This window comes from Acinetobacter sp. BD54, from assembly GCF_044778325.1.
Classification (GTDB): domain Bacteria; phylum Pseudomonadota; class Gammaproteobacteria; order Pseudomonadales; family Moraxellaceae; genus Acinetobacter; species Acinetobacter baumannii.
In genome coordinates this window covers 21,088-34,562 of sequence record NZ_JANJEP010000009.1, presented here as the reverse complement: position 1 = coordinate 34,562, position 13,475 = coordinate 21,088, and the positions used below count along the sequence as shown (strand labels likewise).

The 13,475-nt window shown below is 39.4% G+C and carries 15 protein-coding genes; 9 read left to right on the top strand and 6 right to left on the bottom strand.

The features are described 5' to 3' along the window. The first annotated feature begins 92 nt into the window (after positions 1–92). The 5 genes from NQ782_RS14645 to NQ782_RS14625 all read left to right on the top strand — a co-directional run bounded on the left by NQ782_RS14645 (position 93) and on the right by NQ782_RS14625 (position 3,275). Positions 93–620 carry a PadR family transcriptional regulator gene (locus NQ782_RS14645; RefSeq protein ID WP_057093202.1) on the top strand — a complete coding sequence of 176 codons (528 nt, stop codon included), beginning with the start codon at positions 93–95 and terminating at the stop codon, positions 618–620. 60 nt (positions 621–680) lie between these two features. After that, complete coding sequence (locus tag NQ782_RS14640) at positions 681–986, top strand: DUF3861 domain-containing protein (protein WP_000809281.1); 306 nt, start codon at positions 681–683, stop codon at positions 984–986. A gap of 156 nt (positions 987–1,142) precedes the next feature. After that, complete coding sequence (locus tag NQ782_RS14635) at positions 1,143–2,090, top strand: pirin family protein (protein WP_000069626.1); 948 nt, start codon at positions 1,143–1,145, stop codon at positions 2,088–2,090. Further along, complete coding sequence (locus NQ782_RS14630) at positions 2,087–2,494, top strand: OsmC family protein (RefSeq protein WP_000127662.1); 408 nt, start codon at positions 2,087–2,089, stop codon at positions 2,492–2,494. The genes NQ782_RS14635 and NQ782_RS14630 overlap by 4 nt, the downstream gene beginning before the upstream one ends. Before the next feature lie 112 nt (positions 2,495–2,606). Continuing rightward, complete coding sequence (locus tag NQ782_RS14625; protein WP_000626445.1) at positions 2,607–3,275, top strand: glutathione S-transferase; 669 nt, start codon at positions 2,607–2,609, stop codon at positions 3,273–3,275. 43 nt (positions 3,276–3,318) lie between these two features. Here the strand turns inward: NQ782_RS14625 and NQ782_RS14620 are convergent, their stop codons facing one another. Next, positions 3,319–3,945 carry an SPOR domain-containing protein gene (locus tag NQ782_RS14620; protein WP_000467262.1) on the bottom strand — a complete coding sequence of 209 codons (627 nt, stop codon included), beginning with the start codon at positions 3,943–3,945 and terminating at the stop codon, positions 3,319–3,321. A 153-nt stretch (positions 3,946–4,098) separates the two neighbouring features. Beyond that, complete coding sequence (argS, locus tag NQ782_RS14615) at positions 4,099–5,889, bottom strand: arginine--tRNA ligase (RefSeq protein ID WP_001090280.1); 1,791 nt, start codon at positions 5,887–5,889, stop codon at positions 4,099–4,101. A gap of 496 nt (positions 5,890–6,385) precedes the next feature. Between argS and NQ782_RS14610 the strand changes: the two genes are divergently transcribed. Next, entirely contained in the window at positions 6,386–8,083 is a 1,698-nt protein-coding gene (locus tag NQ782_RS14610; protein WP_000623101.1) for an NAD-dependent malic enzyme, read from the top strand. Positions 8,084–8,127: 44 nt separating this feature from the next. Here the strand turns inward: NQ782_RS14610 and NQ782_RS14605 are convergent, their stop codons facing one another. Beyond that, positions 8,128–9,048, bottom strand: coding sequence for a Dyp-type peroxidase (locus tag NQ782_RS14605; protein WP_000126815.1), 921 nt, complete (start codon positions 9,046–9,048; stop codon positions 8,128–8,130). A gap of 157 nt (positions 9,049–9,205) precedes the next feature. Between NQ782_RS14605 and NQ782_RS14600 the strand changes: the two genes are divergently transcribed. Further along, complete coding sequence (locus tag NQ782_RS14600; RefSeq protein ID WP_000058354.1) at positions 9,206–9,832, top strand: LysE family transporter; 627 nt, start codon at positions 9,206–9,208, stop codon at positions 9,830–9,832. A gap of 1 nt (position 9,833) precedes the next feature. Here NQ782_RS14600 and znuB read toward each other — a convergent pair whose 3' ends face one another. Genes znuB through NQ782_RS14585 form a run of 3 tightly spaced genes read right to left on the bottom strand, consistent with a single transcriptional unit; the run spans position 9,834 to position 11,905 of the window. Next, positions 9,834–10,643, bottom strand: a complete 810-nt coding sequence (gene znuB, locus NQ782_RS14595; RefSeq protein WP_031999988.1) for a zinc ABC transporter permease subunit ZnuB — start codon at positions 10,641–10,643, stop codon at positions 9,834–9,836. A 3-nt stretch (positions 10,644–10,646) separates the two neighbouring features. After that, positions 10,647–11,435: a zinc ABC transporter ATP-binding protein ZnuC gene (gene znuC, locus NQ782_RS14590; RefSeq protein ID WP_057093502.1), complete on the bottom strand. Its 789-nt coding sequence runs from the start codon at positions 11,433–11,435 to the stop codon at positions 10,647–10,649. After that, the gene (locus NQ782_RS14585; protein ID WP_000093118.1) at positions 11,408–11,905 is read right to left on the bottom strand and encodes a transcriptional repressor; all 498 of its coding nucleotides are present in this window, start codon (positions 11,903–11,905) and stop codon (positions 11,408–11,410) included. The genes znuC and NQ782_RS14585 overlap by 28 nt, the downstream gene beginning before the upstream one ends. A gap of 127 nt (positions 11,906–12,032) precedes the next feature. Between NQ782_RS14585 and NQ782_RS14580 the strand changes: the two genes are divergently transcribed. Both NQ782_RS14580 and NQ782_RS14575 read left to right on the top strand, forming a co-directional pair. Beyond that, a complete protein-coding gene (locus NQ782_RS14580) occupies positions 12,033–12,872 on the top strand; it encodes a metal ABC transporter substrate-binding protein (protein WP_000490212.1) in 840 nt (279 codons plus the stop codon). Between the two features lie 169 nt (positions 12,873–13,041). Then, positions 13,042–13,440 carry an ATP synthase subunit I gene (locus tag NQ782_RS14575; RefSeq protein ID WP_000084237.1) on the top strand — a complete coding sequence of 133 codons (399 nt, stop codon included), beginning with the start codon at positions 13,042–13,044 and terminating at the stop codon, positions 13,438–13,440. Positions 13,441–13,475: the final 35 nt, after the last annotated feature.

Below are 13,475 nucleotides of genomic sequence, written 5' to 3'. Positions count from 1 at the left end.
ATAGGTTAGATTTTATTACTTTTTCTTGATAAAAGATATATTAAGATATATCTTAATAGTTATAAATTGTGCGTATTAGAGAACCTCCAAAGATGAGACAACAATCAGAACATCATCATGCTGAACATAATGACTATCATCACGGCCATCACCGTTCGGGGCGTCGTGGGAGACTTTTTGAAGCTGGACGTATGAAACTTTTAGTCCTTCATCTTATTCAGCAAAGTCCTAAGCATGGTTATGAAATTATTAAAGAAATAAGTGATTTGGTAGGCGATGGCTATACGCCAAGTGCAGGAACAATCTATCCGACTTTAACCAGCCTGGAAGAAATGAACCTCATTAACTTGCTAGATGTAGAGCATAAACAATATCAAATTACGGAATTTGGGGAAGCTTATTTAAATGAACACCAAGACAAGCTAAGTGGGTTGTTAGAGAAATTGCGTTTGAGACGTGAAATTCACAGTAATGATCAATTAATCGAAATTCACCGTGCCATGGAAAACTTAAAGACGGCTTTACGTTTGAAATTGAATACCACTGAGTTGAAGCAAGAGCAGATCTATCAAATTGCTGAAAAAATTGATCAGGCTGCTGTTGCGATTGGGCGCCTATAGGTGGGTCTTAAACAGGTTGAAATTATCTAAAAACTATCAACTTTAATAGAGGGTTTATGTATGAAACAGCATCAATATCACGTTACGGTACAACATTTAAAAGATGCCAAAGGGGAAGTTTCTACCTATACGGAAAGGCTCGAGTTCTATACTGGTAATCATGACGATATTTTTGAGATTGTTGAAAAGTTAAAGAAAGCAGAATTTTTTGATGATCAAACCACAAAGTCTTTTGCAGTCGGTCTAAAGTTATTTAGTGAAGTCATGTTAGAGAATCGAGACCATCCATTGTTTCAAGAATTCTTGCCACAGTTTGGACAATTTATGAAAAATTTAAAACAACAAGTTAAGACCCAATCACCTTAAGTTGGCCATATCCCTTTAGATTTTCGATTATTAAAAATTGATTGTCTCATTCATAGCACCCTGTGTATTACTAAAAGACTATATTGAATAATGAGTGTATTGTTAAGATCAGTATAACGACTCATTGCACAAGCATAGGTAAAAGAGAGTAATATCATGAGCAATAATAACGATTACGATATTTCGGATTCAAAGGATTGCGAAAAATTTGCCAATCAATTTATTCAGGAATTTCCAATTCGCTCTGCCGAAATTGGACAGGGGACGGTGATTAAGCGGGCTTTACCTAGTCGACAAAAAAGAATGATTGGGGCATGGTGCTTTTTAGATCATGCAGGACCAGTAACATTTCCTGCCGGCAATGGTTTAGATGTAGGACCTCATCCACATATTGGTTTGCAAACCTTCACTTGGATGATTGAAGGGACCATGATGCATACCGATAGTTTAGGGTCAAAGCAATTAATTCGCCCTAAACAGGTAAATTTGATGACAGCAGGACATGGTATTTCTCATACCGAGGTTGCACCTGATACTGAAACTCAAATGCATGCTGCGCAGCTCTGGATCGCATTACCGGACCATAAGCGCAACATGGATCCGAAATTTGAACATTATCCCGATCTTCCTGTTGTTGAAAAAGACGGTCTGGAATTTACTGTACTGGTGGGTGAATATTTAGAGACGACTTCTCCAGTTGTGGTTCATACACCGTTAGTAGGGGTTGATCTCATTGCTACCCAAGATACTAAGACACGTATTCCACTAAATCCTGAATTTGAATATGGTTTTATGGCATTAGATGGCGTAGCTCATGTGAATGGCCATGAACTTACTGCTGACAATATGGTTGTATTAGATACAGGTTTGAACGAAATTGAGATTGAAGTAAAGAAAGGGAACCGTGTGCTATTAATCGGTGGTGAACCTTTTGAAACTCCGATCTTATTATGGTGGAATTTCGTTGCACGTACGATGGACGATTTAAAAGAAGCACGTGAGCAATGGGTTAATCATGACGTGCGTTTTGGTGAAATTCCAGATTATGTGGGTGCCCGCTTAGAAGCACCAGTTCTTCCAGATCAAATGAGAGCATCAAAATGACAGCAGTAATTGCGAGCAGTAAAGCAAAGCCTCTTGCAGAACAATGGAAAGGTGAAATTACCAGCGGCCGTCATCAATACTTTTGTGATGAGCCTGAAAAGCTAGAAGGGCATGACCAAGGGCCTGCACCTTATGATTTGCTTACCGGAAGTCTAGCAGCATGTACACTTATTACTTTAAGAATGTATGCAAAACATAAGGGTTATGATTTTGGTGAGTACTCGGTTGAAATTGATTTTCATACCAACCGAGAGCATGAAGAACATATCGAGCGTCGTATTGTTTTTAAAGAACTTCCAAACGAAGAACTTCAGCAAAAAATCTTAACCATATGCAGTAAAACTCCAGTCACTAAAACTTTGTTACGTAGTTTAGACATTCATACTGTGCTTGTTACAGCATAAAAATGCTATTTTGTTGCGGTGGATGATTTATATCCATCCCACAAATGGAATAAAACAGCATGTTCACATGCTGTTTTTTATGTAAAAAAGAAAAATAAAAGTAGGCAATACCATGATTAGTGTACACCACCTGGAATGTTCGCGATCGTTTCGGATTTTATGGGCTTTAGAAGAGTTAGGCTTGGATTATGATATTCATTTTTATCAACGTCTTCCGAACTATTCAGCACCAGAAACATTGAAATGTATTCATCCGCTTGGCAAGGCACCTATTTTGACAGATGATGAGCAAGTTATCGCGGAATCGGCTGTTATTTTAGAGTATTTGCAGCAGCGATATGATCAAAAGCAGCAGTTTAAACCTAAGCAAGCTCAGGATTTACAGCAGTATATTTACTGGATGCACTATGCCGAAGGCTCACTTATGCCGTTATTAGTGATGACTTTGGTCATGAACAACGTCAATAAACATGTACCTTGGCTAATTCAGCCTGTGGCAAAGAAAATTACAGAAGGGGTTAAAGCAAATTTTGTTCGTCCACGTATGAAAGACCATATTAGTTTTTTAGAAAATTATTTGGCTGAGCATGAATATTTTGCGGGGGATTTTTCATTTGCAGATATTCAAATGAGTTTTCCACTAGAGGCTCTACAGTCACGTCTTCAAGGTAAATATCCGCACATTCAAGCATTCTTACATCGGATTCAGCAAAGACCAGCTTTTCAAAAAGCGAGACAGAAAGGTTTAGGGTCAAACGAAAGAAATTGTGCTGATATATAAAAGAAAAGGAACAAATATTTGTTCCTTTTTTATTGCTTAATCTTTATCTGCGTTTAATCACAATAGAGTCAATACCGCTATGCTGCAATGTTTGTTGAGCAGCGAGAGCAGCTTCTTGAGTGTCATATGGACCAGAAATAACACGATACCAAGTTTTTCCATTCTCAGAGCTTTTAATTACATCAGCCGATAAGCCATTTAAAATGATTTCTGCACGTCGAGCATCTGCTTGATCGGGGTCAGTATAGCTTCGAACTTGTAAAATATAATTTGGTTGTTGAGGTATAGCAGCTGTTGAGTCAGTAGTGTCGTCAGTGCTTACACTTGCAGGTTCAGAAGCGGCAGGTTGAGCTGTACTAGGAGCTTCTACAATCATGGCAGTACCCTGATTTTTACTTTCTGGAATTGCCTGTTCCGGAATAGGAGTGACCTGCTGTTGAGGCAATAGATCATAAAAGCGGTAATCTTTATTAGTTTCTTCTTCTTTATAGTGCTCAGAAGTAATCTGGTTTTTTGAAGAAACAGGTTGCCACGGTTTCCAAAGCATGAGCATTACTGCGATACATAAGACCGCTAAAATAGCGACAAGTGTCCCTAACCATTTAGGAATTAAAGGCTTTTTAGGCTTGTTAGGTCTTTCAGATACACCGCGTTGCGTTTTGCCAAACACGTGGATTATTCCTCTGTATTTTGATTGTTTTATTTCGAGTTTAGTTCTCGTTTACTTTAAAACATCGCTTCGCATAGATAGATTTCCTTGCAAAGCGTTATTTCTTACAACATGAAGGGGTATATGGCTTTGACCAAACACCCCAACACTAACTTACATGGCTTCAGGTGCAGAAACACCGAGTAATTCTAAGCCATTGCGCAATACTTGCTGTACATTGATTGAAAGTAATAAGCGTGCTTGTGTAAGTTCAGCATCATCACTTAAAACTTTGTGTTCATTGTACCAACCGTGGAATAGCGCAGCTAATTCTTTTAAGTAGTTACCTACTTGGTGTGGTTCATATGCATTAGCAGCACGTAACACAACGTCTGGATATGCAGCCAGTTTAGCAAGAATTTCAGTTTCTGCATCAAGTGATAAACGTGCAGCATGTGAACGAGCAGCACTTACTTCAAATTGTAAGCCAGTGCTTGCTGCTTTTTCTAGCATACGGCAAATACGTGCATGAGCGTATTGAATATAATACACCGCATTGTCTTTACTTTGTGAAACAGCAAGGTCAAGGTCAAAGTCAATGTGTTGTTCACTTTTACGCATCACGTAGTAGAAACGAGCTGCATCATTGCCGACTTCTTTACGCAAGTCACGTAAAGTCACGAACTGACCTGAACGAGATGACATTTGAACCATCTCACCACCGCGCCATAAGCTTACGAACTGAACTAAAAGAACAGTTAATTTTTTCGAGTCATAACCCATTGCATCAATCGCAGCTTTTACGCGAGAGATATAACCGTGGTGGTCAGAACCCCAAATATCAACAAGGTCAGTATAACCACGTTGTAGTTTATTTAAGTGATATGCAATGTCAGATGCAAAGTAAGTTGTTTGACCATTACGGCGCTTCACAACACGGTCTTTTTCATCACCAAATTCAGTCGATTTAAACCAGATGTTGCCATCTTTTTCATATAAGAAGCCGCGTTGATCAAGTGTTTCTAACGCTTCGTCAATTTTTGCGCTAAGAGATGCTTCACTAAACCATTGGTTAAAGGTTACGCCGAAGTCAGCAAGGTCATCTTTAATATCATCTAAAATGGCATGAAGTGCTGCCTGATGGAATACGCGGTAGCCTTCACCTAATAATTGTTGTGAGTTGGCAATAAGACCGTCAATGTGTTTTTCTTTGTCGCCAGATAATACGACTTTGTTGCCTTCGCTATCTAGCTCTTCAGCATATTGTACGTCTTCTGGTACATCTTTATAAACATTCGCAACTTCATGAACGTAAGCATCGCCATCTTTATCAATGATGCCTTGTGCGATTTCTTTAACGTAATCGCCTTGATATGCATTTTTAGGGAATACAAGGTTTTGTCCAAGTAATTCCAAATAACGTAAATAAGTAGAAGTCGCCAAAATATCCATTTGACGGCCAGCATCATTTACATAATATTCGCGATCAACTTTAGCACCTGTTGCTTCAAGCAAGTTTGCAACAGTCATACCATAAGCAGCCCCGCGGCCATGACCTACGTGTAGGCTAGACGTCGGGTTTGCAGAAACGAATTCAACTTGAATCTTTTTAGCTGCATTTGATTGGCTACGACCAAAGCTTTCTTTTTGAGCCTGAATCTGGTCAAGAATTGCAAAACGTTGATCTGCATTTAAAAAGAAATTGATAAAACCAGGGCCTGCAATTTCAGCTTTGCTGATGTCTGCAACTTCTGGTAGCGCTGCTAGAATTTTCTCAGCTAAATCGCGTGGTTTCATACCAGCAGCTTTAGAGCCGATCATGGCAATATTAGAAGCAAAGTCGCCATGGCTTCGGTCTTTGGTGCGTGTTAAATTGCTTGAATTATTCCAATCCGAAGGAAGCACACCTTCTTGCTGAAGGGTTTGCACTGCATGGTCGAGAGCTGCTTGTATTGCCGTATTCATATCAATCGAAAATAGATGTCGCAGAAAAACGTCAAATATAGCAAATTTCCTATGAGTTAGGGGAGTGCATTTAACGCTTTCATTTAATTTCTTTCTTGAAGTTTCCGAGAACTATTTTTTTTGTAAATATTAAAAAATGAACATAATTAAATTCTAAAAATACGTAAATACAGGCTTTTTAGGTAATATTTTTGAAATTATAAGATAGTAAAACACTTGGTATTTTTTATGGAAATGTAAGATAGGGTAAAAATATAAGATTCTAAGTCAGATATAGAGTTGAGAAAGAATAATTTAAAAAAATATGAAAAATGTAAGCAATTAATTTTTAATATTAATTTTGTTATATGTTTTTTCTAAATAGTATTTAATTTCAATATCACAGTTTAAAATACCTATTTTGTATTAAATAGTCTTAAGCTTACGCATACAACGAGCTTTAGAGAGTGCTGAAACTGTACTTTTCTGAGTTCTAAGCTGGAAAATGAGATAGGCAATGATATCAGGTCACCCAAGTAAACATCCCCTTTATATCCCTTATGCAGGCTATACACTTTTAGAGTTACCCCTTTTGAATAAAGGGTCCGCTTTCACTCAAGAAGAAAGAAGTAACTTTAACTTACACGGGTTACTTCCACATATTATTGAAACTATCGAAGAGCAAAGCCAACGCTCTTATCAGCAATATTGTGCTTTCAATGATGATATTAATAAGCACATCTATTTACGTAATATCCAAGATACCAACGAAACTCTGTTCTACCACTTAATTGAAAATCATCTTGAAGAGATGATGCCAATTATTTACACGCCAACTGTGGGTGAGGCATGTCAACGTTTCTCTGATATCTATCGCCGTCATCGTGGTGTTTTCATTTCATATCCAGATCGTGATGTGATTGATGATATTTTGCAAAACGTTAATAAAAATAATGTCAAAGTCATCGTGATTACAGATGGTGAACGTATTTTAGGTCTTGGTGACCAAGGCATTGGTGGCATGGGTATTCCAATTGGGAAACTTTCGCTGTATACCGCATGTGGTGGTATTAGTCCTGCTTACACATTGCCAATCACAATTGATGTAGGGACGAATAACCCTCAATTATTAAATGACCCGATCTACATGGGATGGCGTCAACCACGTATTAGTGGTGATGAGTATTATGACTTCGTAGATATGGTGATTGAAGCTGTAAAACGTCGTTGGCCAAAAGCACTCATCCAGTTTGAAGATTTCGCACAAAAAAATGCGATGCCACTTTTAGAAAAATATCGCGATAAAATTTGTTGTTTCAATGATGATATTCAAGGAACAGCAGCGGTTTCTGTTGGTAGTTTGATTGCTGCAAGCCGTGCAGCAGGTAAACAATTAAAAGACCAAACAATTGCTTTCTTAGGTGCAGGTTCAGCTGGTTGTGGTATTGCAGAGCAAATCGTTGCACAAATGGTTTCAGAAGGTCTAACCGATGCTGAAGCACGTGCTCGTGTTTACATGGTAGATCGTTTTGGTTTGATCACTGAAAATCAGCCAAACCTATTAGACTTCCAACGTAAGTTAGCTCAAAAAGCTGAAGTAGTAGACCAATGGGGCAATATTGAAGAAGTGATTTCACTGCTTGATGTTGTTAAAAATGCCAAGCCTACAGTATTAATCGGTGTTTCTGGTCAGCCGGGCCTATTTACCGAAGAAATTATTAAGACCATGGCTGCCAATTGTGAACGACCAATTGTGATGCCGTTATCTAACCCGACTTCGCGTGTAGAAGCTGTACCGGCAGATATTGTGGAATGGACTGAAGGTAAAGCATTAATTGCAACGGGTAGCCCATTTGCACCTGTAAATCATCACGGCAAGCTTTATAATATTTCGCAGTGCAACAACTCATACATCTTCCCTGGTATTGGTTTAGGTGTGGTAGCATCAGGTGCTAAACGCGTTACAGAAAACATGCTTATGGCTTCAAGTAGTGCTTTAGCAGACTGTTCACCGTTGCTGAAAGATCCACAAGCTGATTTATTGCCACCTTTAGGTGAAATTCAACAAGTGTCTAAAGTGATTGCATTTGAAGTGGCAAAAGCTGCAATGGCAGATGGTGTGGCTGTAACCATTAGTGATGATTTGCTTAAACAGAAGATTGATCAATCGTTCTGGAAACCAGAATACCGTAAATATAAGCGTATTCCTTTCTAAGAATGAGAATGTGAAAAGAGGAGCTTAAGCTCCTCTTTTTTCTTTTAAGCCTCTAAAATTTCTTCTAATAGTTCTTCACTTGGTGCAAAGTAATATGCCCCGTCAAGTGGTGTCACGAAGTGCAATAAGCGGTCATGGATGCCATCCCCACTTGTACCAAACATGCGCTTTAACATCGCATCAATAATGCTCAGGTCTTTAGTGTAAGCAATGAAGAATAAACCTTGATCACCTCGACCGTCACCATAAGGTAAGCTGTGACGTAGGATTTCCATTTCTTCGCCTTCCTCATCTTCAACGACAGTACGAGCGACATGGGCATTTTCCGGTTTAACATCATCATCTAATTCAATAGATTCAAGCTTGGTACGGCCCATGACATTTTCTTGTGCATCGACTTTAAGTTTTTTCCATTTTTCCAAGTCATGTGCATAGCGCTGCGCAAATATGAAACTACCATCTGCAAATACTCCAGCACTTTCTGGGAGGAGAGCAGTTTCTGCGCGGTCATCTGGAAATTGAGGGTTTTCAGTACCATCTATAAAGCCAGTAATATCGCGACCATCGAAATAACGGAAGCAAACACGCTCATCCAGAACCTCAACTTTATCTTTAATCCCTTCAAAAAATGCTTGGCTTAATGCAAAACAGATATCAGAACGCATACTGGCAATGTGAATAAGCACATCAGCTGGTACGACTGGCATATTGAATGCGCCATTTTCTGGTTCAAGTTGTTTAAAACCAGCAGGAGATTGACTGTAAAGTTGCTTCCAAAGTTCTGGACCAAAAGCGACTGCTGTCTTAATTTGTGCGTCTGAATGTTGAGTAATGAGACGGTCACGTGTTTCGAATAAAGCTTCGAGTTGTTTTTTTAATTCAGCAATTGTTAAATCTTTTAAACGAAGAACAATAAAACGGGCATGATCAGATGGTAATGGCAAAATGACAGATTGAGCAGTCATTAGAAGATCTCTCCTCAATTATAATTTAGTATGAGCTTCAATTATTGTGCCTGATGCGAAGAGCCGTTAGTAGTCTATTTATTGATTTTATTGTTTGAATTATCGCCACGATAGTTTTATAAAACGGTATAATTCCACTTTTATTATCTATTTCGCTATGTCTTTGCAAGTTTGGTTTGCTTATATGTTGGCCTGTTGGGTCATTAGTATTTCTCCGGGAGCAGGGGCAATTGCTTCTATGTCGAGCGGCTTAAATTATGGCTTTAGACATGGCTATTGGAATGCGATCGGTTTGCAAATCGCCTTGTTAATTCAAATCATGATTGTAGCTGCGGGTGTAGGTGTTCTATTCGCAACGACCCCGTTGGCTTTTCAAGCCGTTAAGTGGTTCGGGGTAGCCTATTTATTGTATTTAGCTTATTTACAGTGGACAGCACCTGTAAAAGACATAGAAATTCAACACGAAAAAAAGGATAAATCTGTTTCTGCTCTGCTGTTAAATGGATTTGTGGTCAATATCAGTAACCCTAAAGCGATTGTATTTCTATTGGCAGTTTTGCCTCAGTTCTTAGATTTAAGCAAACCTCAATGGATACAATACCTGATTATGGCAGCCACTATGGTTACGATTGATTTGATTGTAATGGCTGGTTATACAGGGCTAGCTTCAAAAGTTTTAAGATTGCTACGTTCTCCTAAGCAACAAAAATATTTAAACCGTGGTTTTGCTGTCATGTTTAGTTGTGCAGCGTTATTGCTAAGTACGGTCCATCAAGCAGCCTGATTTAGGCCGCTTGAGTTTGATTTTTGATTTTTTGAACCATAAAGATAAGTGCAAAACTCAACGCCATACATAAAACAATACTGAGGCCAGTCGAGATATTAAGTGCTGCGCTTGACCATAGGCCAATACTGACACCGAGTTGAGCTAAAACAAAGGCCCAAATAACCATCTGCTTTGGTGAGTGAGCGAGTAATCGAGCGCTCAATGCTGGAATAACCAGTAAAGCACCCATTAAAAGTGAACCTACTGCACGTAAAGCTAATACGGTAAATAAGGCTAGCAGTAACATAAAAATGAGACGCTGCCATTTCGCATTTACCCCTTCACTAATCGCAATATCCGGATCAATTGCAATTTGAATTTGTGATTGCCAATAGCGATAAAGAATGGCGAGTGATACTGCAATAATTAATGTGAAAACAGGTAGGTCTGGCCAATCAATACTTAGTAAGTCACCAAACAAATAACTTAAAAGCTCCGGTCTTAAACTTGGAACATGCTGAATAAATAGAAGCCCACTACATAGTAATGTTGCTGAGCATAGGGCAAGTAAAGCATCGTTTGGTAAACGATTGTCATGTAAGGCCCACAAAATAGCGACTAATAAAATTGCAGTACCTGCTACGCCAAGCCAGAGAGGAAGGCTTAAAGCACCAGCAATTGCTACCCCAAGTAAGGTTCCATGTGCCATGGTGTCTGCAAAAAAAGACATACGTCTCCATAGCATGAGACAACCAAGTGGTGCAGTCAAAAAGACTAATAAGGTTCCCATAATCCATGCGGGTAACAATAATTGTAACCATTCCATCATGGCTTAAGCTTCCGGTTCCGGGTGAATGTGAGGTCTGCTATTGTGAGGGCAGGGGTATGCAGCGTCACCATGCGCACAGTGATCATGATGATGTTGATAGAAAACTCGCTGAGTACCGAATATTGCTTGGTATTCAGGATGCTGCTGAATACTTTCTGGTAAGCCGCTACAGCATATATGCTTGTTTAAACAGACAACGCGTTGAGTTCCCTGCATGACCCACTGTAAATCATGGGAAACAATTAAAATAGCACAACCATAACGCTCCGGCAGACTACGTACATATTCATAAAGCTCAGCTTCTGATTGAATATCTAAGCCTTGCATGGGCTCATCAAGAACGAGGATATCTGGCTTTCTAAGTAAAGCACGTGCTAGCAGTACACGTTGGCGCTCTCCACCAGAAAGTTGCTGAACTTTTGATTGTTGTAGTTTGGCAATACCGGTGTCTTGAATAATTTCCTGACGAAGGGCAGGGCTACACTTTTCAAGATCTAATAAATCTTGTACCCGTAAAGGAAGACTATGAGATGGATTAAATTTCTGAGGCACATAAGCCATTTTTAGTTTTTTATTGCTTATGACGCGTCCACTACTTGGCTTTAAAATACCAAGTAGAACTTTAATTAAAGTTGATTTACCTGCGCCATTGGGACCAATTAAGGTCACAATTTCATTTTCATGCAGAGCAAAATCAACTTTTTTTAATATATCCCGTTGATCACGATGAACAGAGACCTGTTCAAGTTGAATCAATACAGGATTTAGCGAGCTGTGCGGCACTGCTGGCATTTCCCCGAAATTTCTATAATGCTGTGTTGTGCTGCGAAATCGTCTAAAGCTGCAAGTTGGTCAAGTTGTTGGGTTAGACCTTGTGAAGATGCTTCTTTAACCGTGTGACATTCGGTACAAATCAGGAATGCAGCCTGATGACCTTCACGTGGGTGACAGCATGGTATATAAGCATTAATAGATGTTAAGCGATGAATAAGACCCTTTTCTAATAAAAAGTCTAAAGTTCTATAAACAGTAGGAGGGGCGGCAGGGCGATCTGTTTGACTTTTAATACGTGCTAATAAGTCATAGGCACCCATAGGACCTGAAGCATTTAAAATGAGTTCAAGAACTTCTTTACGCAAAGGCGTAAGGCGTGCACCGACCGCAGTACATAAAGTTTCTGCTTCAGCTAAACGACTTGCGACATTATGGTGATCATGTACACCATGCAAAGAATCATGATGTTCATGCATGCAAGAACTCATAGACATAACCTCAAATTTTTAATGGAATATTAGCATGAAGCGGTGCTTCATTCGATTAATCTTAGGTATTTTTGTAACTTTGTTATATTATAACATGCTTCGAGCTATTACTAATTGATGGTCTGTCATGTTCCGCGTTTTTGTTTTCAGTATGTTCTCTCTTATGAGTACGTTAGGTTGGAGTCAGGGTTTGGTTGTCTCTACGCACCCAATCTATTTGATTGCAAAAGAAATTACCAAAGGAGTTGAAGAACCCCGGTTATTGCTTCAAGGGCAAAGTGGGCATGATGTACAGTTAACACCGGCACACCGTAAAGCAATTAATGATGCTTCTTTAGTGATCTGGTTGGGGAAAGCTCATGAAGCTCCACTCAACAAATTACTAAGTAACAATAAGAAAGCAATTGCTTTGTTAGATAGCGGTATTCTTTCTATTTTGCCGCAGCGCAATACACGTGGGGCTGCGCTACCAAATACTGTGGATACGCATGTCTGGCTAGAACCAAACAATGCAGTACGTATTGGCTTTTTTATTGCAGCTTTACGTTCACAACAGCATCCTGAGAACAAAGCGAAGTATTGGAATAATGCGAATACATTTGCACGAAATATGTTGCAGGCGGCTCAAGCTTACGATAGCTCAAGCAACGGTAAACCGTATTGGTCTTATCATGATGCTTATCAATATTTGGAGCGTTCGCTAAACTTAAAGTTTGCGGGTGCCTTAACGGATGATCCGCATGTAGCTCCTACAGCGGCACAAATAAAGTACCTTAATGATAGTCGACCAAAAGCTCAGATGTGTTTACTTGCTGAAAGTTTTACAACAAAAGGGCAATATCAAAAACTGGGTAGTATTACCTTCCAACCCGTTGATGAAAGTATGAATAATGAAGATAATTTTGTAACAGCATGGAAGAAACTGGCGATAAAAACTGATAAATGTGTATTAAATACGCAAAAGTGAGATAAAAAGTAAACAAAGGCTGACTGTAGCGTCAGCACCACCTGTCACGAAAAACCCCGACTAAAGTCGGGAAAAGATTGCATGTTCAGGGGTGTAACTCTATAATGCCTGCGATTAAAAGCGATCATCAGCTAAACTTGTCAAGCATTTATGCTGTGAGTGGATAAAAATGAGCCAAACTAGTCGCTTGATTGACCGACGATTAGCAAAAGCTTTGGTCTTCTTACAAGCATGCATGATCCCTGTTTCCGCACTTGTGGCGTGGAGCATAAAAGACATGACAGCAGCATTAAGTGCGGCACTTGGTGCATTGGTCTGCTGGCTTGCTACGAGCTATTTTGCGTGGCAATCCTTCAGAACGGCAGGTGCGAGAGCATCTAAACAAGTGCTGTCTAACATGTATAGGGGCATGTTAGGCAAATTTGCAATCATGATCGTTGGATTTATTTTGATTTTGAGCAATGTTAAACCTTTATCACCGTTAGCATTGCTGTTTGGTTTTATTCTCGTTCAAGCGATGTCGTGGGTTGCTCCTTTTTGGGTGTCACGTCTACAAAAACGGGTATAGAAACAAGAAGAATTGAAGATTTTTTGGAGGGTGGC